The 23,298-nt window shown below is 62.2% G+C and carries 19 protein-coding genes; 14 read left to right on the top strand and 5 right to left on the bottom strand.

What is annotated here, in order from left to right; genetic code table 11:
- The 13 genes from GRH90_RS21335 to GRH90_RS21275 all read left to right on the top strand — a co-directional run bounded on the left by GRH90_RS21335 (position 1) and on the right by GRH90_RS21275 (position 13,502).
- Positions 1 to 1,290: an ABC transporter permease gene (locus tag GRH90_RS21335; RefSeq protein WP_162367982.1), complete on the top strand. Its 1,290-nt coding sequence runs from the start codon at positions 1 to 3 to the stop codon at positions 1,288 to 1,290.
- A 67-nt stretch (positions 1,291 to 1,357) separates the two neighbouring features.
- A complete protein-coding gene (locus GRH90_RS21330; RefSeq protein ID WP_162368058.1) occupies positions 1,358 to 2,470 on the top strand; it encodes an ABC transporter permease in 1,113 nt (370 codons plus the stop codon).
- A 3-nt stretch (positions 2,471 to 2,473) separates the two neighbouring features.
- Entirely contained in the window at positions 2,474 to 3,199 is a 726-nt protein-coding gene (locus GRH90_RS21325; protein WP_162367981.1) for an ABC transporter ATP-binding protein, read from the top strand.
- Positions 3,177 to 3,692, top strand: a complete 516-nt coding sequence (locus GRH90_RS21320; RefSeq protein ID WP_162367980.1) for a TlpA family protein disulfide reductase — start codon at positions 3,177 to 3,179, stop codon at positions 3,690 to 3,692. The genes GRH90_RS21325 and GRH90_RS21320 overlap by 23 nt, the downstream gene beginning before the upstream one ends.
- Positions 3,689 to 4,027, top strand: a complete 339-nt coding sequence (locus tag GRH90_RS21315) for a c-type cytochrome (RefSeq protein WP_162367979.1) — start codon at positions 3,689 to 3,691, stop codon at positions 4,025 to 4,027. Before GRH90_RS21320 ends, GRH90_RS21315 begins: the two co-directional genes overlap by 4 nt.
- A 95-nt stretch (positions 4,028 to 4,122) precedes the next feature.
- A complete protein-coding gene (gene elaB / locus GRH90_RS21310) occupies positions 4,123 to 4,443 on the top strand; it encodes a stress response protein ElaB (RefSeq protein WP_162367978.1) in 321 nt (106 codons plus the stop codon).
- Between the two features lie 192 nt (positions 4,444 to 4,635).
- A complete protein-coding gene (locus GRH90_RS21305; protein WP_162367977.1) occupies positions 4,636 to 6,036 on the top strand; it encodes an isochorismate synthase in 1,401 nt (466 codons plus the stop codon).
- A 149-nt stretch (positions 6,037 to 6,185) separates the two neighbouring features.
- Positions 6,186 to 7,892: a 2-succinyl-5-enolpyruvyl-6-hydroxy-3-cyclohexene-1-carboxylic-acid synthase gene (menD, locus tag GRH90_RS21300; protein ID WP_162367976.1), complete on the top strand. Its 1,707-nt coding sequence runs from the start codon at positions 6,186 to 6,188 to the stop codon at positions 7,890 to 7,892.
- Positions 7,889 to 8,788 carry a 2-succinyl-6-hydroxy-2,4-cyclohexadiene-1-carboxylate synthase gene (gene menH / locus GRH90_RS21295; protein ID WP_312857208.1) on the top strand — a complete coding sequence of 300 codons (900 nt, stop codon included), beginning with the start codon at positions 7,889 to 7,891 and terminating at the stop codon, positions 8,786 to 8,788. Before menD ends, menH begins: the two co-directional genes overlap by 4 nt.
- A gap of 11 nt (positions 8,789 to 8,799) precedes the next feature.
- The gene (menB, locus tag GRH90_RS21290; RefSeq protein ID WP_162367975.1) at positions 8,800 to 9,657 is read left to right on the top strand and encodes a 1,4-dihydroxy-2-naphthoyl-CoA synthase; all 858 of its coding nucleotides are present in this window, start codon (positions 8,800 to 8,802) and stop codon (positions 9,655 to 9,657) included.
- Positions 9,657 to 10,688 (top strand): o-succinylbenzoate synthase, encoded by a 1,032-nt coding sequence (gene menC / locus GRH90_RS21285; protein WP_162367974.1) that lies wholly within the window; start codon positions 9,657 to 9,659, stop codon positions 10,686 to 10,688. The genes menB and menC overlap by 1 nt, the downstream gene beginning before the upstream one ends.
- A 59-nt stretch (positions 10,689 to 10,747) precedes the next feature.
- Positions 10,748 to 12,139: an o-succinylbenzoate--CoA ligase gene (gene menE, locus GRH90_RS21280; RefSeq protein ID WP_162367973.1), complete on the top strand. Its 1,392-nt coding sequence runs from the start codon at positions 10,748 to 10,750 to the stop codon at positions 12,137 to 12,139.
- Between the two features lie 64 nt (positions 12,140 to 12,203).
- On the top strand, positions 12,204 to 13,502 hold the full coding sequence (locus GRH90_RS21275; RefSeq protein ID WP_162367972.1) for a nicotinamide mononucleotide deamidase-related protein YfaY: 1,299 nt from the start codon (positions 12,204 to 12,206) through the stop codon (positions 13,500 to 13,502).
- A 442-nt stretch (positions 13,503 to 13,944) separates the two neighbouring features.
- Here GRH90_RS21275 and GRH90_RS21270 read toward each other — a convergent pair whose 3' ends face one another.
- The 5 genes from GRH90_RS21270 to ubiG form a co-directional block, all read right to left on the bottom strand.
- Positions 13,945 to 15,441, bottom strand: coding sequence for an MFS transporter (locus tag GRH90_RS21270; RefSeq protein ID WP_162367971.1), 1,497 nt, complete (start codon positions 15,439 to 15,441; stop codon positions 13,945 to 13,947).
- 121 nt (positions 15,442 to 15,562) lie between these two features.
- A complete protein-coding gene (yfaE, locus tag GRH90_RS21265) occupies positions 15,563 to 15,823 on the bottom strand; it encodes a class I ribonucleotide reductase maintenance protein YfaE (protein ID WP_162367970.1) in 261 nt (86 codons plus the stop codon).
- Between the two features lie 6 nt (positions 15,824 to 15,829).
- Positions 15,830 to 16,960 (bottom strand): class Ia ribonucleoside-diphosphate reductase subunit beta, encoded by a 1,131-nt coding sequence (gene nrdB, locus GRH90_RS21260; RefSeq protein ID WP_162367969.1) that lies wholly within the window; start codon positions 16,958 to 16,960, stop codon positions 15,830 to 15,832.
- A 49-nt stretch (positions 16,961 to 17,009) separates the two neighbouring features.
- Positions 17,010 to 19,298, bottom strand: coding sequence for a class 1a ribonucleoside-diphosphate reductase subunit alpha (gene nrdA / locus GRH90_RS21255; protein ID WP_162367968.1), 2,289 nt, complete (start codon positions 19,296 to 19,298; stop codon positions 17,010 to 17,012).
- Between the two features lie 317 nt (positions 19,299 to 19,615).
- A complete protein-coding gene (ubiG, locus tag GRH90_RS21250; RefSeq protein WP_162368056.1) occupies positions 19,616 to 20,359 on the bottom strand; it encodes a bifunctional 2-polyprenyl-6-hydroxyphenol methylase/3-demethylubiquinol 3-O-methyltransferase UbiG in 744 nt (247 codons plus the stop codon).
- 239 nt (positions 20,360 to 20,598) lie between these two features.
- On the opposite strand from ubiG, the gene gyrA reads away from it, so the two are divergent.
- The gene (gene gyrA / locus GRH90_RS21245; RefSeq protein WP_162367967.1) at positions 20,599 to 23,268 is read left to right on the top strand and encodes a DNA topoisomerase (ATP-hydrolyzing) subunit A; all 2,670 of its coding nucleotides are present in this window, start codon (positions 20,599 to 20,601) and stop codon (positions 23,266 to 23,268) included.
- Positions 23,269 to 23,298: the final 30 nt, after the last annotated feature.

The raw sequence follows: 23,298 nt of genomic DNA, 5'->3' as shown, positions 1-23,298 counted from the left end.
ATGTTGTGGCGTATGTTACGGCAGTCCTGGTACAAGAATATCCGCCGCAAATCCCTGGCGGTGCTGACGGTATTCCTGGCCGCCGGGTTGATTTCGGCGCTGCTGGCGGTATCCATCGATATCGGCGACAAAATGGCGCGCGAGCTTAAATCCTACGGCGCCAATATCCTGATCGAACCGGCGGGCCAGGCGGCGCTGCCCGCGCTGTTTGGCGAACGGGGCGCGCCCCTTTCGGGGCAGGATCTGATCGATGAGTCCGAGCTGCCCAATATCAAGGATATCTTCTGGCGCAACAATATCATCGGTTTTGCGCCGCTGCTCGGCGGCGAAGTCATGGTCAACGGCAGGCCGGTGCCGGTGCTGGGCACCTTTTTCTCGCAGCCGGTGAACGTGCCGGATGAAACGGATTTCCATACCGGCCAGCAGATTATCAGCCCCTATTGGCGGGTAACCGGCCAATATCCTCATGAGCCGGTGACTGGGCAGCGGCAGCCGGAAGCCCTGGCGGGCAAGCAACTGGCCCAGCGAAACGGCTGGAAACCGGGCGATGTGCTGGCCCTGGACGGATCGCACGGCCGCTTAAGCGTGCGCATCAGCGGCGTGCTGGCCAGCGGCGGCGATGAGGAAGGCCGGCTGGTGATGCCGTTGGCGACGGTCCAGCAACTGCTCGGCCTGCCCGGCAAGGTGCAGGCGGTGCGGGTCTCGGCGCTGACGGTGCCGGAAAACGATCTCTCCCGCCGGGCCAGGGATAATCTCGACGGCCTGTCGGCGGAGGAATACGATCTGTGGTATTGCACCGCGTTCGTGTCGTCGATATCCCATCAGCTGGAGGAGGCCATTTCCGGGTCGGTGGTGCACCCCATCTGGCAGGTGGCGGCATCCGAGGGCGTGGTGATTGAGAAGATCCAGCTGCTGCTGGCGGTGGTCACCCTGGCGGCGCTGGCGGCGTCGGCCATGGGCATCGCCTCGCTGATGACCAGTACCATTATGGAGCGCAGCCGGGAAATCGGCCTGATGAAGGCGCTCGGCGCCCGCCAGTGGCAAATTATGCTGCTGTTTTACCTCGAGGCGGCGATGAGCGGCGTCCTGGGCGGTTTGCTGGGCTGTGTCGCCGGCTGGGGACTGGCGAAAGCCATCGGCCTGATGCTGTTCGGCGCGCCGCTGAGTTTTGCCTGGATCGTGGTGCCGAGCGTGCTGGCGATCGCCATTCTTATCGCCGTCATCGGCACCTGGTTCCCGGCCCGGCGGATCGCCAAACTCTACCCGGTGGAGGTGCTGTATGGCAATTAATACCGCGGGAACCACCCGGGCAAGGGGCGGCTGGCGTAGCCAACGCCGGTCCGGCCTGGCAAACAATATGTTCTGGCTGCTGGTGGTGCGCGCGCTGCGGCTGCGCATGCAGCGGGTGGCGGTGGTATTCGCCGCCCTGACGGTGGGCGCCGCCATCGTGACCGCCATGGCCTCGGTGTACTTTGATATCAACGCCAAGATGAGCCAGGAGCTGCGCACCTTCGGCGCCAATTTTTATCTCGGCCCGGGCCATGGCAATAGCCTGCCGGAAGCCACGCTGCAGCCCATTATCGACCAGGCGCCCAAGGGACTGATCAACGCGTCAAGCCCCTATCTCTACGGCATGGCCCGCACCGAACTGGAAAAAGTGGTGGTGATGGGCGTGTGGTTCGAGTCGCTGCAGCAACTGGTGCCTTACTGGCAGGTCAAGGGCGACTGGATAGGCGTCAGCTTTGACGACCGCCATGCCATGATTGGGGTGAAACTGGCCGACCGCCTGCACCTGAAGACCGGCGGTCGGGTTACGCTGGTGGACGGACAGCAGAGGCAAAGCCTGGTCATCAAGGGCGTGGTCGAAGCCGGCGACGCCACCGATAATATGCTGATCGTTAACCTGGATCTGGCGCAGAAATGGCTGCGACAGCCCGGCGCCATCAGCAACGCCATGCTGAGCGTCAACAACGATCTTGGCCAGGTGGACGCGTTCGCCGCCCGGCTGCAGCGGCAGTATCCCGACCTGGACGTGCGGCCGATCCTTAAGGTCTCGGCCTCCGAAGGCCAGGTGCTGGATAAAATCAAAGGGCTGATGGGGCTGGTGTCGGCGGTGATTCTGATATTGTCATCGCTGTGCGTCAATACCACCCTGATGGCCATCGTCGGCGAGCGCTCGCGCGAGTTCGCCCTGCAAAAGGCGCTGGGCGCCAGCGCCGGGGATATCAGCCGGCAAATGCTGGCGGAAACCGGCATCATCGCCCTGGCGGCGGTGATAGTCGGCAGCCTGCTCGGCTTTATACTGGCGCAGGTGCTGGGGCATGCGGTATTCAACGCCGCCATCGCCCTGCGCGCCCCCGTTTTTCCGCTGACGCTGGTGTTATCCCTGCTGGTGGCGGCGGTTGCGGCCATCGTGCCGGTGCGGCGTGCCCTGCATGTCGAACCGGCTCTGGTCCTGAAAGGAGAATAAACTATGGTTTCACCTATCCGGTTGATCCAACCGCAGTCCGCGGCGGAATACGTGATCGAGACCCGCAGCCTGTATAAACGCTTCGGTAAAGTCACGGCGCTGGATGATATCAATATCCGCATCCGCCGCGGGGAATTCGTGGCCTTTATGGGCGCCTCAGGCTCCGGTAAAACCACGCTGATGAATATCCTCACCTGCCTGGATACGGTCAGCGAAGGCCAGGTGCTGCTCGACGGCGTCGACGCCGCCGCGCTGGACGAGGAAGGCCGCCGCAATTTCCGCGCGGATAAAATCGGCCTGGTGTTCCAGCAGTTTCACCTGATTCCCTTCCTGACCGCATTGGAAAACGTCATGCTGGCCCAGCACTACCATAGCGTGGTGGACGAACCCGCCGCCCGCGCCGTGCTCGACCGGGTCGGCCTGGGCGAACGGGTCGGCCATCTGCCCAGCCAGCTCTCCGGCGGGGAACAGCAGCGCGTGTGCATCGCCCGGGCGCTGGTTAACGAGCCGCCGGTGATCTTCGCCGACGAGCCGACCGGCAACCTAGACGAGGAGAACGAGCAGCGGGTGCTGGATCTGCTGACCGACCTGCATCGCCAGGGCCGCACTATCGTCATGGTCACCCACAACCCCGAACTGGGGCGGTTCGCCGATCGTATTATCCGTCTGCAACATGGCAAGTTCCTGGGCGAGGAGAGCAACCATCATGAACTGGCATCCCGCGGTTAAGTCCGCCGTTGATCTAGCGTGCGCGCTGGTCCTGCTGTCCGCCCTGGCCGGATGTAAAGAGCAGCGGCTATCCGTCGGCGCGCCGGCCCCCAGGCTTGCCGCTTTTTATCTTGACGGCCGGCCGGCGTCGCTTGACCAATGGCGGGGCAAACCGGTTTACCTGACCTTTTGGTCATCGGGCTGCGGCGGCTGCGCGGCGGATATGCAGACCCTGCAAAAACTCACCGACACCTATGGCGATCGGCTGGTGGTGGTGGCGGTGAACACCGACCCGGAGCAGACTGATATCGCGCCGTTCCTGGCCGGGCTGCAAATCCATTATCCGGTGATCCGCGATCAGCTGGGCATTACCAAGGAGCGTTACCAGGTGATCGGCACGCCGACCTCGTATTTGCTCAGCGCCGGGGGCGCGGTGGTGGAAGCGCACCAGGGCATGCAGGGCGAGCCGGCGCTGGCCGCGATGTTCCAGAACGCGCAGCGGGATAAATCATGAAGCGGCTCATCGTGGGTGTGTTAGTGATCTGTATCAGCGGGACGGCGTTGGCGGATGCGTCCGACGCGGCGAAAAAATATGCCCAGGGCTGTGCTGATTGCCACGGACGCAAGGCCGACCGGGCGGCGTTCGGCAAAGCGCCGCCGCTGGTATCGTTAAGCCGGGAGCAACTGGTCGGCGCGCTGACCGACCGGCGGGATGGCAAGGTTGCCACCAGCGGCGCGGCGCAGCGGGCCAAGACGGCGTTGACCGACGAGGATATCCAGGGATTGGCGGGGTATATACGCTCGCTCGCACCCGGGGCGGATAGCGCCGCGCCTGCGGTAGCGAATTGATTTTAAGAATGATCCGTTCTTAATTGTTGACCGGTTTGTGAAATTTATGGCTATAGTTAGGATGACGGCTTTTCATCAGAACACGGAGAAAAATTATGGTAACCCCGACAGATCCTATCCAACCGCATGAAACTCATGTTGATGATGACGTGCAGTTGCTGTCCGAAACGCTTGAAGAAGTGCTGGCCTACTCCGGCGATAAAGCGGATCAAAAATACGTTGAGCTGAAAACGCGCGCCGAAGCGGCGCTGGAAGACGTTAAAAACCGCATCAGCCAAGCCTCCGATAACTATTATTATCGCGCAAAACAGGCGGTCTACCTCGCCGACGACTATGTGCAGGAAAACCCCTGGCATGGCGTGGGCATCGGCGCGTCGGTCGGCCTGGTAGTCGGGTTGCTGTTGGCCCGTCGCTAACATTTTCAGGTCATGCTTTCCGGCTGGTTGGCTCAACCAGCCGGTATTCCCCCGCACCCTAACGTGGCGGATGAGCAAAATATGTTAATTAATGCGCCATTAATCATACTTAAGTTGCGCTACCCTTTCGTTTTTGCCATCGCCAACCGTATAATCCATACTCTTAATTAGGTTATGGGGGTATGGGTGTCTATGCTGTCGTTACTCAAGACATCGCTGCAACAGCATATCGATGCGGGCATTCCCGCCGGACCCGGCGTACGGCAAATATCCCTTCCCTGGACGCCCGGCTCCCATGTGCCGATGCTCGACTGGTTAAACACCTGTACGCTTTATCCCCAATTTTATTGGCAACATCGCGACGGCGCGCAGGAAGCCGCGTCCTGCGGCGGCTTGCTAACCTTCGATCGACTGAGCGCCGCGCAGCGCTTTTTATCCACCAACCGCACCGCCTGGCCGGCGCTGCGCCTGTGGGGCATCAATGCGTTCGGCAACGGTAACGATAACAGCGAACAAAACGACGGCGATGACGACAGCGCCGGCGACGGCCAAAATGGCCACGCCAATGGCAACGACGCCGGCGAGCCGGAAAGTTGCCTGCTGCTGCCGCGCCTGACCTGGCAGCGCGACGCGCAATCGCACCGGCTGGTCCTGAACCTGGCAAGCGATGTGTCACTGGGCGACGACGCCCGGCTTTGCCTTGCCTGGCTGCAACAGGCGGCGCCCGCCACCCCGTTGCCACCCTGGACGGCGCAGCTGCGGGAGGAAGTTCATCAGCCCGAGCGCTCCCGCTGGCGGGATACTGTCGCCCAGGCGCTGGCGCAGTTTGGCCGGGGTGGGTTAACCAAAGTAGTACTGGCGCGGCGTACCCGCCTCGGCTTTAGCGGCAACATCAACCCGCACGCCCTGATGGCGGCCAGCAGGAGGGTCAACCACGACTGCTATCACTATATGCTGGCCTGGTCGGCGCAGCGGGCGTTTTTAGGCTCGAGCCCCGAGCGGCTCTACCTGCGCCGCCAGCGGCAGTTGGATACCGAGGCGCTGGCCGGCACGGTCGCCAGCCGCAGCGCCTCGGCCACCGTCGGGCAACTGGCGCAATGGCTGATGAACGATGATAAAAACCAGCGGGAAAACCTGCTGGTGGTCGACGATATCTGCCAGCGGCTGCAAGATTCGGCGATCACGCTTGACGTCATGCCGCCGGAAGTCGTGCGGCTGCGCACCGTGCAGCATTTACGCCGCGCCATCACCGCCCGGCTGGACTGCCGGGATGACTCCCGCTGTCTTGCCATGCTGCAGCCCACCGCCGCGGTGGCGGGGCTGCCCCGCGACGCCGCCCGTGCTTTTATCGCCCGCCATGAGCCGTTCGACCGTCAATGGTATGCCGGTTCGGCGGGTTATCTCTCGCACGCGCAGGCGGAGTTCTGCGTGTCCCTGCGCTGCGCGCTGGCGGAGCGGCAGACGCTTTGGCTCTATGCCGGGGCCGGCATCGTCGAGGGATCGGATGCGGAACGGGAATGGCAGGAAGTGAATAATAAGGCCGCCGGACTGAGAACCCTGTTAACCGGGGATAAGCCCACCGCGGCGAATTAGGCTAAAAGGGGTTTATATCAAAACCCCGTCGCCAAAACGAAATATAATGCCGGAGCCGTTATTGATCGGGACAGGCGTCGGCATCCCGCGTCGCCGGGCTTGTTCGCGGACGACGAGTGGGTTGAAGCAGCGCATTCATAGAAGGTTTCATGACAACATCCGTTATGCCAGACACGTCTTCACAGTTTAACCGGCGCTGGGCCAGGCTTTTGCTGGAAACCCTGACGCGCCATGGGGTGGGGCACATTTGCATCGCGCCCGGCTCCCGCTCCACTCCCCTGACGTTGGCGGCGGCGGAACATCCGTCCATCCTGTGCCATACCCATTTCGACGAACGCGGACTGGGGCACCTGGCCCTGGGCCTGGCCAAGGCGACGCGCCGGCCGGTGGCGGTGATCGTCACCTCCGGCACCGCGGCGGCCAATCTCTACCCGGCGGTTATCGAAGCCAGCCTGACCGGGGAAAAGCTGATAATGCTGACCGCCGACCGGCCGCCGGAGCTGATCGACTGCGGCGCCAACCAGGCCATCCGCCAGCCCGGGCTGTTCGCCGGTTTTGCCGTACAGCGCGTCGACCTGCCGCGCCCAACGCCGGATATCCCGGCGGGCTGGCTGGTCTCCACCCTGGATCGGGCGCTGGCGGACCCGGCTCCTGGCGCGGTGCATATTAACTGCCCGTTCGCCGAACCGCTCTACGGCGCCGATGACACCGGCCGGGAGGACCCCTGGTCGCGTACGCTTGGCGACTGGTGGCAAGGCAACGATCCCTGGCTTAAACTTCCCGGGACGGCCGCGCCGGCGTCCGAGCCGGACTGGGCGTCATGGCGCGGACGCAAAGGCGTGGTGATTGCCGGACGTATTCCCTGTGAGCAGGGCGCGCGGCTGGCGGAATGGGCGGCCGAGCTTGGCTGGCCGCTGATAGGCGATGTGCTGTCGCAGACCGGCCAGCCGCTGCCATATGCCGATCTCTGGCTGGCCCATCCCGACGCGCGGCAGGTGCTGCGGCAGGCCGAGCTGGTTGTCCAGTTTGGCGGCAGCCTGACCGGCAAACGGCTGCTGCAATGGCAGGAGCAGTGCCGGCCGGCGGAGTACTGGCTGGTGGATCCGCTGCCGGGCCGTCTCGATCCGGCCCACCACCGGGGGCGGCGCATCAGCGCGCCCATCGGCGCCTGGCTTGATCACCATCCCGCGATCGCGCAGGCTCCCTGGGCCGCCAGCCTCGCCGGATACGCCGGCCTGGCGCGGGCGCGCATAGAGGCGGCGCTGGGCGACGGTTTAGGCGAAGCCCAACTGGCCTGCCGGCTTAACGATTTGCTGCCGGCGGACGGACGCCTGTTCCTCGGCAATAGCCTGACCATCCGGTTGGTGGACGCACTGGCGCAGCTGCCGGCGGGTTATCCGGTGTACGGCAATCGGGGCGCCAGCGGCATCGACGGCCTGCTTTCCACCGCCGCCGGCGTGCAGCGCGCCGATGACCGGCCGCTGCTGGCGCTGGTGGGCGACCTGTCGGCGCTCTACGATCTGAACGCCCTGGCGCTGTTTCGCCGCACGACGGCGCCGGTGGTTATCGTGGTGGTCAATAATAACGGCGGCCAGATATTTTCCTTATTGCCGACGCCGGAAGCGGTGCGCGAGCGTTTTTACGTCATGCCGCAGCAGGTGGAGTTTCGCCACGCGGCGGCGCTGTTCGGCCTGGATTACGCGCAGCCCGACACCCCCGCCGGTTTGCGCGCCTGCGTGCGTCGCGCCTGGAGCCGGCCGGGCGGCGGGGCGGCCACGCTGCTGGAGCTTAAGGTCCAGCCCCATGAGGGCGCGGACGTATTTCGCCAACTGGTGTCCGGGATGGCCAGGCCATGAACCGGGACGATCCCCGCGCGCAAAATGCGACGGGCATTCCCGCCCTGGCCCAAGACGATGGCGTGGGCGTCGGATGGGCGGTTAATATAATGCGCCGGGGCGATCCCGGCCGGCCGTGGCTGGTATGGCTGCACGGCCTGCTGGGCAGCGGCGGGGATTGGCTGCCGGTATTACCCTGGTTCAGCGACTGGTCCCTGCTGACGCTTAACCTGCCGGGGCATGGCCGCCCCGTGCCGGACGGACTGGATTTTGCCGGGGTATCACGGGGGTTGGCGCAGACGCTGGCCGCGCTGGATATCCGCAGCTATATCCTTATCGGTTATTCGCTGGGCGGGCGCATCGCGCTTTACCATGCCTGCCGGAATGGCCTGGACCGGAGCGGTCCCGGCCGGCATGACCTCCATCGGAATAGCCCTGGCGGAAACGATCCCGGCGGGCTGCGCGGCGTCTTCGTTGAAGGCGCCCATCCGGGCCTGTCCAGCCGGCGGGAGCGCGACGATCGCCTGCTGCACGATAGCGCCTGGGCGCAGCGCTTCAGCCGGCAGCCGCTGCCCTCGGTACTGGCCGATTGGTACCGCCAGCCGGTGTTCGGCGATTTATCCGACGCCGCGCGCCGGGAGCTGGTAACGCTGCGCGCCGCCAACGACGGCGCGGCTATCGCCGGCATGCTCCAGGCCACGTCGCTGGCGCTGCAGCCCGATCTGTCGGCGCGGCTGCGGGCGTTGGACCTGCCGTTAGGTTACCTGTGCGGCGAACGGGACGGTAAGTTTTCCGCCCTGGCCCGCCGGGCGGCGCTACCCTTTGTTTTGGTGCCCGATGCGGGGCATAACGCCCACCGGGCCAATCCACCGGCCTTTGCCGGTCAACTGCTTGCCCTGCTTGCACCGTTTTATTAAAGGAATGTTTTATGCTTAAACCCAGCGAAGACCAGTGGTACGCCCCCATCGACTGGCGCGACTGCAGCGGCGATTTCGAGGATATCCGCTACCATAAGTCCGCCGACGGTATCGCCCGGATCACCATCAACCGGCCCCAGGTGCGCAATGCGTTCCGTCCGCTGACGGTAAAAGAGATGATCCAGGCCATGGCCGACGCCCGTTATGACGACGGCATCGGCGTGATTATCCTCACCGGTGAAGGGGAAAAGGCTTTCTGTTCCGGCGGCGACCAGAAGGTGCGCGGCGACTACGGCGGCTACAAGGACGACAGCGGCGTGCATCATCTTAACGTGCTGGACTTCCAGCGCCAGATCCGCACCTGCCCGAAACCGGTGGTGGCGATGGTGGCGGGTTTCGCCATCGGCGGCGGCCACGTGCTGCATATGATGTGCGATCTGACCGTGGCGGCGGACAATGCCGTGTTCGGCCAGACCGGGCCGAAAGTCGGCTCCTTCGACGGTGGCTGGGGGGCGGCCTATATGGCGCGTATCGTCGGCCAGAAAAAAGCCCGGGAAATCTGGTTCCTCTGCCGTCAGTACGATGCCCGGCAGGCGTTGGACATGGGGCTGGTCAATACCGTGGTGCCGCTGGCGGACCTGGAGAAAGAGACCGTGCGCTGGTGCCGTGAAATGCTGCAAAACAGCCCGATGGCGCTGCGCTGCCTGAAGGCCGCGCTCAATGCCGATTGCGATGGACAGGCGGGTTTGCAGGAGCTGGCGGGCAATGCCACCATGCTGTTTTACATGACGGAAGAAGGGCAGGAGGGGCGCAACGCCTTCGTGGAGAAACGCCAGCCCGACTTCAGCAAATTCAAGCGTAACCCCTGATGCGCCGCGCAACGCTCTATCATTACAGCCTGCCGATGGAAGCCGGCGTGGTGCTGCGCAACCAGCGCCTGAAAAGCCGCGACGGCCTGGTGGTGCGCCTGGAGCGCGACGGCCGCCAGGGCGAGGGCGAAATTGCGCCGCTGCCCGGTTTCAGCCGCGAGACCCTGGCTGAGGCGGGCGCATCGGCGCTTGAGATACTGCGGCGCTGGGTAAACGGCGAAGATCCGCTGGCGGACGGGCCGGGATTGGTTTTTGCCGCCGGCGCGGCGGTCCCGCCGGCGCCGCCGTCGGCGGCCTTCGGCATCAGCATGGCCCTGGCCGAACTGGATCAATCGCTGCCCGATGCGGCGCCATATCAGACCGTACCGCTGTGCACCGGCGATCCGGATGGGCTGATCCCGCTGTTGGCGGCGCTGCCGGGCAGGAAAATCGCCAAGGTCAAGGTCGGCATGTATGAAGCGATTCGCGACAGCGTAACGGTCAACCTGCTGCTGGACGCGGTGCCGGATCTGCATTTGCGGCTGGATGCCAACCGCAGCTGGACCCCGGCCAAGGCCGCCGGATTTGCCCGTTATCTCGACCCGGCCCACGTTGCCCGTATCGATTTCCTCGAGGAGCCTTGCGCTACTCCCGGGCAATCCCTGGCCTTTGCCCATGATACCGGCATCGCCATTGCCTGGGACGAAAGCCTGCGCGATGCGGGGTTAAGCATCCAGGCCCGGCCGGGCCTGGCGGCGGTGGTCATTAAACCCATGCTCACCGGCGGCCTGTCGCACTGCCGCGCGCTGGTGGAACAGGCGCACCGGGCGGGCCTGGTTGCGGTGATCAGTTCGGCCATTGAGTCCAGCCTGGGCCTGACGCAGCTTTCACGCCTGGCCGCCTGGCTGACGCCCGGGGTCCAGCCGGGACTGGATACCCTATCGCTGATGCGCTCGCAGCTTATCCGCCCCTGGCCGGGCAGCCCGCTGCCGTTATCAACCCACGGGGAATTATTCCAAACTTTACTGGAGCCGGTTGCCCGTTTGTCCTGAGGCCGCCTGCTGCGGGCCAGGGACGATTAAAACCGGGTGGCTAACATGAAGATGCAACGATGATAACTTTCGCTACCTGGCCCTGGCACCATTGGGCGCAGCAGACACCGCACAGTATCGCCCTGCGCGTCGATGACGTCGACTGGAGCTGGCGCAGCCTGGCGTCGCGTATCGACCAACTGGCCGCCGCCTGGCAGCGGGCGGGCGTTACGGTGGGCAGCGGCGTGGCGCTGCGCGGTAAAAACAGCCTGGAACTGCTGCTGGCGTACCTGGCCGCGCTGCAATGCGGCGCGCGCGCGCTGCCGTTGAATCCGCACTTACCGGCGGAGCTGCTGGCGGAGCGCCTGCCCACGCTGAATATCGAGTTTGGCTGGTGCGCGCGGGATGTGTCCTGGCCGGGGGCGATTACGCCTTTAAGCGTCGCCGATATCTCCTCGGCCGCCGCCGCCATCCCACCGTGGCAGGTCAACCGGCTGGCGACCCTGACCCTGACCTCCGGGTCCAGCGGCCTGCCCAAGGCGGCGGCCCATACGTTTGCCGCGCACCTGGCCAGCGCCCGGGGGGTGATCCGGTTGATGGATTTCCAGCGCCGTCACGGCTGGCTGCTGTCGCTGCCGCTCTATCATGTCTCCGGGCAGGGTATCGTTTGGCGCTGGCTGGCGGTGGGGGCCACCCTGGCCCTGGCGCAGGACCTGCGGCTTGAACAGGCGCTGGCCGGATGCACCCACGCCTCGCTGGTGCCGACCCAGCTGTGGCGTCTGCTGCAGGGCGATCCCGAGCGGCTTAGCCTGCGCGATGTGCTGTTGGGCGGCGCCATGATCCCCCTTGAGCTGACCCAGCGGGCGGAAGCGCTCGGCGTGCGCTGCTGGTGCGGCTACGGCCTGACGGAGTTTGCCTCCACCGTGTGCGCCAAGCGCGCCGATGCCTCATCCGGCGTCGGTCTGCCCCTGGCCGGTCGCGAAGTGCGGCTGGTGGACGGCGAGGTGTGGCTGCGCGGCGGCGGCATGGCGTCGGGCTACTGGCAGCAGGGGCGGCTGGTGCCGCTCGCCGACGGCGACGGCTGGTTTCATACCCGCGACGGCGGCCGGTTTGTCGACGGCGAACTGCATATCAACGGGCGGCTGGATAACGTATTTTTCTGCGGCGGGGAAGGGGTGCAGCCGGAGGACATCGAACGCATCCTGGCGAAACATCCCGCCGTGCGGCAGTCCTATGTGGTGCCGGTGGAAGACGAGGAATTCGGCCAGCGGCCGGTGGCGGTGCTGGAGGCCGACGCGTCGTTTACCGAGCTGCGCGCCTGGCTGGAGCCGCAGCTGGCGCCGTGGCAACGCCCGGTCGCCTATCTTTCCCTATTCCATGTCATTCCGGATCTGTTGACCGCCGGCGGCATAAAAATCGTGCGCAGCCAGCTTACCCGCCTGGCGCAGGCGCAATTCGCATCAAATCCTTAAAGAAAGGTTGTGTTTGTCGGTCCGGCTTTCTAAAGTGACGGTATGAAGATGATAGGAGAGAAGCATGCTTAGGGTAGAAATGCTGTGCACCGGCGACGAAGTGCTGCATGGACAGATTCTCGATACCAATGCGGCCTGGCTGGCGAACTATTTGTTTGAGCAGGGCCTGCCGATGAGTGCGCGCATGACCGTGGGCGATAATCTCTCCGCCCTGGTGGCGGCCTTGACCGAACGCAGCCTGCGCGCCGATGTCATGATCGTCAACGGCGGCCTGGGGCCGACCAGCGACGATCTCAGCGCGCTGGCCGCCGCCACCGCCGCCGGCGAGGAGCTGATCGAGCACCCCGAGTGGCTGGCGAAAATCGAAGCGTTTTTTGCCGAGCGCGGCCGGGTGATGGCGCCGAGCAACCGTAAACAGGCGCAAATCCCCGCCAACGCCGAGATGATCGATAATCCGGTGGGCACCGCCTGCGGATTTGCCCTGCAGCTCAACCGCTGCCTGATGTTTTTTACCCCCGGCGTGCCGTCGGAATTCAAGGTGATGGTCGAGCAGCAAATCGTGCCGCGCCTGCGCGAGCGCTTTGATCTGCCGGATCCGCCGCTCTGCCTGCGCCTGACCACCTTCGGCCGCGCCGAAAGCGAACTGGCGAGCCAGTTGGACGACATGACGCTGCCGGAAGACGTGGTGCTGGGCTATCGTTCCTCCATGCCCATCATTGAATTAAAACTCACCGGCCCGGCCCACGAGCGTGAGGCCATGGAACTGGCCTGGCAAAAAGTGCGCGCGGTGGCCGGCGAAAGCGCCATTTTTGAAGGTACCGACGATCTGCCGACCCAACTGGCGCAGCGCCTGCTGCAGCGGCCGCTGACCCTGGCCATCGGCGAGCGGTTTACCGCCGGCCTGCTGACCTGGCAATGCCAGAGCGCGGGAATGCCGGTGGCGGGCGGCGAATGGTTAGACGCGCCCGGCGCCCGGCCTGAGCTAAACCCTTCCGCCGGTTCTGCCGATGGCGGCGCGTTCCCCGCACACCCTTTCGCCGCGGATACGGCCACGGCCGACGGTGGTCCGTCGGTCCTGCGACAGCTGGCCCGGCAGGCGCAGGGGCTGGCGGCGCGGCACGGCGCCGGGCTGGCGCTGGTGGTGGGCAATATGGACCAGGATACCCTGAGCCTGGCGCTGCATACGCCGGACGGCGATTATGCCCAGACCCTGGTGTTTGCCGTCAGCATCCAGCGCCATGGCCTGAAAACCCGCCAGGAAATGGTCTCGCTGATGGCGTTGAATATGCTCAGGCGCTGGCTGAACGGCTGGCCGGTCTACGGCGAGCACGGCTGGATACGCGTCGCCGCCACCCTGGCGTAAGCGCTGGGGGCGGTAATTGAGATGAACAGCAGGCCCCGGAGGCCTGAGTTTGCTGGCAATGTTTTGGCGCGTTTTTTCGACCGGCCGCAGAGTTTGGGCGCCTGCTTGCCGGTACTGATGGCTTTATCCCGGTTGTATCGCCATGGCCAATCCAGACAATGCCCAGCCCTTACTTGCGCCGGTTAACTCTCAATTTTAACGTCTTGGCCTAACCTGACCGACAATTGTAGATTATAAAATCTACAATTACTGTCATCGCCACAGGTGGAAACAACCATGTATGAAAAAGAACGTGGGGAGACCCAGGGAAGGGCGTGCTAATTGCCGCACTGTGCTTGTGACGTTTGTTCTGACAACCCCGGTGACGAAACAATAGCAACCGCCCGGCTGGGTAATGCCGGAGAGTTTCAACTGACCGGCATTACTTCCCGATGAACGGTTATTACGCCGAGTGCGCCGGCGCCGTTACAAAATCCTCGGCATCCACATCATAACCCGACGGTTCCCAGCGTATCGTCAACAGCGCCGCCAGCCCGGCCAGCGGCGCAATGGCAATCACCCAGAACACGCCGGTATTCAGCAATGCCGCCAATACCGGGAATAAGAACAGCGACGCGGTGGAGCTGGCCCGCATCAGCGTCTGGTTAAAACCTACCCCGACGCCGCGCAGCGAGGTCGGATAGCTTAACGACGCAAAGGTCATGCTGTGCGAACCCGGTCCGATGCCCTGGCCGAACAAAAACAACGCCAACATGCCGATAGCCAGTCCCGCGTGCATCCCATCCGCCGGCCGGCCGATCAGCGCCAGGCCCACCAGCGCCACCAGTTGAAACGCATAACCCAGCACCGTCATATTCCACGCGCCGAACCGCGGCACCCAACGCACCGCAATCAGCCCGCCGACAAACGCAAACAGCAGGTTCAGCGCCAGCGACGCCAGGATGGTGGTCAGCATGGACTGCGCCAGGAAACTGCTGATGATGACCGGCAGGCCGAAGGCCACGGCGTTATAGGCAAAGGACGACGCCACGGCGATGAGGGTCGCCAATACGGTGCGCTTAAGGTAAATGCCCTTGAGCAGCTGACCATAGTTGCTCCAGCGGGCGCGGCGCGGCGGCGCGGCGGGAAGGCCCTTCCCGGCGTCCGCCGCCACCTGGGCGTTAATACCGTAGGAACGCCTGAGGATACGCGCCGCGCCGGCCAGATCGCCCTGGTTGGCCGCCCAGACCGGCGACTCGCTCATATATTTACTGCGAATGGCGATGATAAACAGCGCCGGCACCGCGCCGAAACCCAGGATCAGGCGCCACAGCCAATCGGTATACCCCGCGGGCAGCACTCCGTACAACAGCAACACCAGCAGATACGACACGCTAATGGCGGCATACCAGGTGGGGCACCACATGGCGATACTGGCCGCTTTATTGCCCCGGCCCTGCAAACGGGAAAACTCGGCCAGGAAGGCCATCGCCACCGGCAAATCAATGCCTACCCCCAGCCCCATGACAAAACGCGCCCCGGCCAGCACCCACTCGTTGGGCGCAAAGGCGCAGGCCAGCGCGGCGATGACAAAAAAGAACATATCCGCCATAAAGACCCGGTAGCGGCCGATTTTATCGGTCAGGTAACCGCCGAAAAACGCGCCGACGATCGCCCCGAAGGTAATGGCCGAGGCCACCATGCCGGTGCCGGCGGGCGTCAGGTTAAACTCACGGGTAATATCCTTTACCCCAAATGCCAGCGCCCCCAGATCGTAAGCGTCGAGGAAAACACCTCCCAGAGCAATGCCGATAATAATGCCGGCATGATTACGCCGTTGGGTGCCGGCGTTGACCAGGCTGGAGATGTCGGCGGCGCTGTTGATAAAGATCGGATCGCCTGCCGACGGCATATCGGCGTCCGGGGTGGCGACGTGGGCGTGACTCAGGAGTTGGGACATGGATAGCTTGCTTATTAGTGAAGTAAAAAGATAAGGCGCAGCATAACCAGCGCCGCGCGGGAGGGAAAGGCCAAAAGGTTATAAGTTAATGCTAAATAATAGGATGGCTGTTCAGCCCCGTTCAAAGCTCCAGCTCGATATCCGCCACCGGCAGGCAGCAGCAGGGCAGGATTTCGCCGGGCTGGATCAGCGCCAGCGGCGCCTGCTGGTATTTAACCTGTCCCCTGAGCAGGCGCAGGCGGCAGGCGCCGCAATAACCCGAGCGGCACTGAAACTCCACCGCCACCTGATGGGCTTCCAGCGCGTCCAGCAGCGAACGGTGGGCCCCGTCGCAGGCCAGCCGCGCCCCGTTAAGACGCAGGCTGATAATGGGCAGGGACATAATGGCCTACAGCTGAAAGCCGCTGAGATCGTCGGCGTTGACCTCGGAGTCAATCTGGCCGACCAGATAGGAACTGACCTCCACTTCCTGCGGAGCCACCTGCACATTGTCGGACACCAGCCAGGTGTTGATCCAGGGAATGGGGTTGGAGCGGGTGGCAAACGGCAGGTCCAGGCCCACCGCCTGCATGCGGATATTGGTAATGTAATCCACATACTGGCACAGGATATCTTTGTTCAAACCGATCATCGAGCCGTCGCGGAACAGATAGCTGGCCCACTCTTTTTCCTGCTCCGCCGCCAGCACAAACAGGTCGTAACAATCCTGTTGGCATTCTTTGGCGATCTCGGCCATTTCCGGGTCGTCCTCGCCGGAGCGCAGCAGGTTCAGCATATGCTGGGTGCCGGTCAGGTGCAGGGCCTCGTCGCGGGCGATCAGGCGTATAATCTTGGCGTTGCCCTCCATCAGCTCGCGCTCGGCAAACGCAAAGGAGCAGGCAAAGCTGACGTAAAAACGCACGGCTTCCAGCGCGTTGACGCTCATCAGGCACAGATACAGCTTTTTCTTCAGCTCACGCAGGTTAACCGTCACTTCCCGGCCGTTGACCTGATGGGTGCCGACGCCCAGCAGGTGGTAATAGCTGGTCATTTCGATCAGGTCGTCGTAATACCCTGAGATATCCTTGGCCCGCTTGAGGATTTCCTCGTTGGTGACGATATCGTCGAACACCAGCGACGGGTCGTTGACGATATTGCGGATGATATGGGTATAGGAACGCGAATGAATGGTTTCCGAAAAAGCCCAGGTTTCCACCCAGGTTTCCAGCTCGGGGATTGAGATCAGCGGCAGCAGCGCGACGTTGGGGCTGCGGCCCTGGATGGAATCGAGCAGGGTCTGGTATTTCAGGTTGCTGAGGAAAATATGCTTTTCATGCTCCGGCAGCGCCTGGAAATCGATACGGTCGCGCGACACGTCCACTTCTTCCGGCCGCCAGAAGAAAGACAGCTGTTTTTCGATCAGCTTTTCGAAGATATCGTATTTTTGCTGGTCGAAACGCGCCACGTTGACGTTCTGGCCGAAGAACATCGGCTCTAGCAACTGGTTATTTTTATGCTGTGAAAATGTGGTATAGGCCATGGTCTCTCCCGTTACCCACGGGCGGCATCAGCGCCGCCCGCGGCCAGTGTTAAATCTTACAGGCGCCGCTTTCGCAATCGTCGGTCCCGGCGGCTGCCGCCTGCATATCTTCCTGCGCATCTTCCGCGCCATCACGGGTATTTTGATAATACAGCGTCTTGACGCCGAATTTATACGCGGTCAGCAAATCTTTCAGCAACTGTTTCATCGGCACTTTACCGGCCGGGAAACGGGACGGATCGTAGTTGGTGTTGGATGAAATCGACTGGTCGACAAATTTCTGCATCACGCCCACCAAATGCAGGTAACCGTCGTTGTTCGGCATTTCCCACAACAGCTCATAGGCGTCCTTCAGCCGGTTGGACTCCGGCACCACCTGGCGCAGGATGCCGTCCTTGGAGGCCTTGATGCTGACATAACCGCGCGGCGGCTCGATGCCGTTGGTGGCGTTGGAAATCTGCGACGACGTCTCCGACGGCATCAGCGCCGACAGGGTGGAGTTGCGCAGGCCGTGCCGCTGGATATCGGCGCGCAGGCTTTCCCAGTCATAATGCAGCGGCTCGGAGCAAATGGCGTCGAGATCCTTTTTATAGGTATCGATCGGCAGGATGCCCTGGGCGTAGGTGGTTTCATTAAACCACGGACAGGCGCCGCGCTCTTTGGCCAGCTCGTTGGAGGCCTTCAGCAGATAATACTGGATGGCTTCAAAGGTGCGGTGCGTCAGGTTATTGGCGCTGCCGTCGGAGTAGCGCACGCCGTTTTTCGCCAGGTAGTACGCATAGTTGATCACGCCCACCCCAAGGGTGCGACGGCCCATGGCGCCGCGCTGCGCGGCCGGTATCGGGTAATCCTGGTAATCGAGCAGGGCGTCGAGGGCGCGCACCGCCAGAGTCGCCAGTTCCTGCAGGTCGTCCAGGCTGTCCAGCGCGCCCAGGTTAAAGGCCGACAGGGTGCATAGCGCGATTTCGCCGCTTTCGTCGTTGACGTCTTCCAGCGGTTTGGTCGGCAGGGCGATTTCCAGGCACAGGTTGGACTGGCGGATTGGCGCAATGGCCGGATCAAACGGGCTGTGGGTATTGCAGTGATCCACATGCTGGATATAGATGCGGCCGGTGGAGGCGCGTTCCTGCATCATCAATGAAAACAGATCCACCGCCTTGACGCGGTTTTTACGGATGCCGTCGTCCCGCTCATACTGGGTATACAGGCGTTCAAACTCTTCCTGATCGGCAAAAAAAGCGTCATATAGCCCCGGCACGTCGGACGGGCTGAACAGGGTAATGTCCTCGCCCTTGACCAGGCGCTGGTACATCAGCTTGTTGATCTGCACGCCGTAATCCATATGGCGCACGCGGTTGCCTTCCACCCCGCGGTTATTTTTCAATACCAGCAGGCTTTCCACCTCGAGATGCCACATCGGATAGAACAGGGTGGCCGCGCCGCCGCGCACGCCGCCCTGCGAGCAGGACTTCACCGCGGTCTGGAAGTGCTTATAAAAGGGAACGCAGCCGGTATGGAAGGCCTCGCCGCCGCGGATCGGGCTGCCCAGCGCCCGGATACGGCCCGCGTTGATGCCGATGCCGGCGCGCTGCGAGACGTATTTAACGATGGCGCTGGAGGTGGCGTTGATGGAATCCAGGCTGTCGCCGCACTCAATCAGCACGCACGAGCTGAACTGACGGGTCGGGGTGCGCACGCCGGACATAATCGGCGTCGGCAGCGAGATCTTAAAGGTGGAAATGGCGTCGTAAAAACGCTTTACATAATCCAGGCGGGTGGCGCGGTCATAGCCCGAGAACAGGCAGGCCGCTACCAGGATATACAGGAACTGCGCGCTTTCGTAGATCTGGCCGCTGACACGGTTTTGCGCCAGGTATTTGCCTTCCAGCTGTTTTACCGCCGCGTAGGAGAAATTCATGTCCCGCCAGTGGTCGATAAAACCGTCCATTTCGGCAAACTCTTCGGCGCTGTAGTCCTCCAGCAGATGGCGGTCGTATTTGCCCATTTCCACCAGCCGGGTAACGTGATCGTAAAGCTTCGGCGGCTCAAACTGGCCGTAGGCTTTTTTACGCAGGTGGAACACCGCCAGCCGCGCGGCCAGGTATTGATAGTCCGGCGCATCGCGGGAAATCAGATCCGCCGCCGCCTTGATAATGGTTTCATGGATATCGGCGGTTTTGATGCCGTCATAAAACTGAATATGGGAACGCAGCTCAACCTGGGAAACCGAGACGTTTTCCAGGCCTTCCGCCGCCCAGTCAATCACCCGGTGGATTTTATCGAGGTTGATTTTTTCTTTACTGCCGTCGCGTTTTGTTACAAGCAGACTCTGGTTCATAAGCCACAATACCTGTCTGAGTGATCCCTTGGGATTATGCCGTTGCATAAGCAAAAATAGTGTTTCACTTGGCGGCAAAACACTATATGTAGGGTTATTCGTTAATTTGATAACAAGATAGTGACAAACCAATGCCATTGCAAGGGACTAAAACGCCCCTTTTTGTGGATAACTTGGGGGTGAAATGTTAACGAATTCAGTAAAGCGCTATTTCACCGGCCCTTAGCGTATGTCAATGCTGTGAACAAAAAATTCAAAAAAGGATTATTTTGTATTTTATTAATCTAGAGGTAACGATTTACGTTACTCCCCTTTCGTCACGACTGGTGGCGCGTGTGCAACATGTAATTAACATCGACATTGCCGCCGAGGGAAAAACGATCGCGCAGCGGGTTATAATGCAGGCCGATAATATGGCGCTCGCGCAGGGGCGTGCTTTCAAGCCAGTTCAGCAGCTCCGACGGTTTGATGAACTTCCTGACGTCATGGGTGCCGCGCGGCACGATGCGCAGCAGGTACTCGGCGCCGATGATGGCCATCAGCCAGGCCTTGGGATTGCGGTTCAGCGTCGAGAAAAATACGTCGCCGCCGGGTTTGACCAGCCGGGCGCAGGCGCGCACGATCGAGGCCGGATCGGGCACGTGCTCCAGCATTTCCATGCAGGTCACCACGTCATAGCGTCCGGGGTTGGCCGCGGCGTGTTCCTCCACCGTCTGCTGGATATAGCCGATCTTTACCCCGCTTTCCAGCGCGTGCAGGCGCGCCACCGCCAGCGGCTCGGTGCCCATGTCCAGCCCGGTAACCCGCGCGCCTTCGCGGCACATGCTTTCCGCCAGGATGCCGCCGCCGCAGCCGACGTCCAGCACCGATTTGCCGAACAGGCCGCCGGCGCGCGCCAGGATATAATCCAGGCGCAGCGGATTAATGCGGTGCAACGGCTTGAATTCGCCTTCCAGATCCCACCAGCGCGAGGCGACGGCGTCAAATTTGGCAATTTCCTGCTGGTCGACATTGTCGTGACGCACGACGTCCTGTTTATTGCTGCTGACTTGCGGATTCATCACGCACGCTCCCTTATCGCGTTGGTATTTTCGTTCATACAGGTGTTTCCCGGGTTTGATCTGCCCGCCTGCGGCAAGTATACCGCTAACCTCGCAACTGACCAGCGGCATAACGGTGGAAATCACCGGGGCGGACGCGTTAAGTCGCCGACTATTTTCCCTGAATCACCGATTTATGGTATACTTTGGCACCTTCAAATCCGGGTAGATGCATCAATTAGTAGAGGGATAGCGGCTGCATGAGCGACCTTGCCAGAGAAATAACACCGGTCAACATCGAAGAAGAGATGAAACGCTCTTATCTGGATTATGCCATGTCCGTTATTATCGGACGTGCGCTGCCGGATGTACGTGATGGACTGAAGCCGGTACACCGCCGCGTTTTATTTGCGATGAGCGTGCTTGGTAATGACTGGAATAAACCTTACAAAAAATCGGCCCGCGTGGTCGGGGACGTTATCGGTAAATATCACCCCCATGGTGATTCCGCGGTCTACGACACCATCGTGCGTATGGCCCAGCCGTTCTCGCTGCGTTACATGCTGGTGGATGGCCAGGGTAACTTCGGTTCCGTCGACGGCGACTCAGCCGCGGCGATGCGTTATACCGAAATCCGCATGTCGAAAATCGCCCATGAATTATTGGCGGACCTCGAAAAAGACACCGTGGACTATGTGCCGAACTACGACGGCACCGAGCAAATCCCAGAGGTCATGCCCACCAAGGTCCCCAACCTGCTGATCAACGGCTCCTCCGGTATCGCGGTCGGCATGGCCACCAATATTCCGCCGCATAACCTCACCGAGGTGATCAACGGCTGCCTGGCCTATATCGATGATGAAAATATCAGCGTCGAAGGGCTGATGGAACACATCCCGGGGCCGGACTTCCCCACCGCCGCCATTATCAACGGCCGGCGCGGCATCGAGGAGGCCTATCGCACCGGACGCGGCAAAATCCTGATTCGCGCCCGCGCGGAAGTGGAAGCGGATGCCAAGAGCGGCCGCGAAACCATTATCGTGCATGAAATTCCATACCAGGTGAATAAAGCCCGCCTGATCGAAAAGATTGCCGAGCTGGTCAAGGACAAACGCATCGAGGGCATCAGCGCCCTGCGTGACGAATCCGACAAAGACGGCATGCGTATCGTGATCGAAATCAAGCGCGATTCGGTGGGCGAGGTGGTGTTGAACAACCTCTACTCCCAGACGCAGCTGCAGGTGTCGTTCGGTATCAATATGGTGGCGTTGCACCAGGGCCAGCCCAGGATCATGGCCCTGAAGGACATCCTGTCGGCCTTTGTGCGCCATCGCCGTGAAGTGGTTACCCGCCGCACTATCTTTGAACTGCGCAAGGCCCGCGACCGCGCCCATATCCTCGAAGCCCTGGCCGTGGCGCTGGCCAATATCGATCCGATCATCGAGCTTATCCGCAACGCGCAAAGCCCGACCGAAGCCAAGGCCGGGCTGGTTGCCCGCTCCTGGGAACTGGGCACCGTGGCGGCCATGCTTGAGCGCGCCGGCGACAACGCGGCCAGGCCTGAATGGCTCGAGCCGGAGTTCGGCATCCGCGACGGCAAATATTACCTGACCGAACAGCAGGCCCAGGCGATCCTTGATTTGCGCCTGCAAAAACTGACCGGCCTGGAGCATGAAAAGCTGCTCGACGAATATAAAGAGCTGCTGGAGCAAATCGCTGAACTGATCATTATCCTGGAAAGTCCCGACCGGCTGATGGAAGTGATTCGTGAAGAGCTGAACGCGATGAAGGAACAGTACAACGATGCCCGTCGTACCGAGATCACCGCCAACACCTCAGATATCAATATCGAAGACTTGATCAGCCAGGAAGACGTGGTCGTGACCCTGTCCCATCAGGGTTATGTCAAATATCAGCCACTTACCGATTACGAAGCCCAGCGGCGCGGCGGCAAGGGCAAATCGGCGGCGCGCATCAAGGAAGAAGACTTCATCGACCGGCTGCTGGTGGCCAATACCCACGACACCATCCTGTTGTTCTCCAGCCGCGGCCGCCTGTATTGGATGAAGGTATATCAACTGCCGGAAGCCAGCCGCGGCGCCCGCGGCCGGCCGATCGTCAACCTGCTGCCGCTGGAGCCGAATGAACGCATCACCGCCATCCTGCCGGTGCGGGAATATGAGGAAGGCCGCCATGTGTTTATGGCGACCGCCAGCGGCACGGTGAAAAAGACCGCGCTGACCGAGTTCAGCCGTCCACGCAGCGCCGGCATCATCGCCGTCAACCTCAACGACGGCGACGAACTGATAGGCGTCGACCTGACCGACGGCCAGAACGAAGTCATGCTGTTCTCCGCCTATGGTAAAGTGGTGCGCTTCCCGGAAGGGCAGGTGCGTTCAATGGGTCGTACCGCCACCGGCGTGCGCGGCATCAACCTGGCCGCCAAGGATCGCGTGGTATCGCTTATCGTGCCGCGCGGCGACGGGCCGATTCTGACCGTTACCCAGCATGGGTACGGCAAGCGTACCGCCCAGGAAGAATACCCCACCAAGTCCCGCGCCACGCTCGGCGTGATCTCGATCAAGGTGAGCGCACGCAACGGTGAGGTGGTCGGCGCGGTACAGGTGGCCGATACCGATCAGATCATGATGATCACCGATGCCGGCACGCTGGTGCGCACCCGGGTGTCCGAAGTCAGCATCGTCGGGCGCAATACCCAGGGCGTTACCCTGATCCGCACTGCTGAAGACGAGCATGTGGTGGGCCTGCAGCGCGTCGCCGAGCCCGTGGACGACGAAGAGCTCGACAGCGTGGAAGGCCTGGCCGAAGGCGACGATAGCGAAGATGCCGACATTGAAGACGTCGACGGCGACGATATCGACGAGGAGGATGACGACCAGGCGGCCGGAGACGACGAGCCCAACGCCTGATTGTCGACGTCGCCGCCCGGTGTTACCATA

It is taken from the genome of Acerihabitans arboris, from assembly GCF_010131535.1.
GTDB lineage: Bacteria > Pseudomonadota > Gammaproteobacteria > Enterobacterales > Enterobacteriaceae > Acerihabitans > Acerihabitans arboris.
The sequence above is the reverse complement of the archived record's forward strand: the minus strand, read 5'-3'. Positions and strand labels throughout refer to the sequence as shown.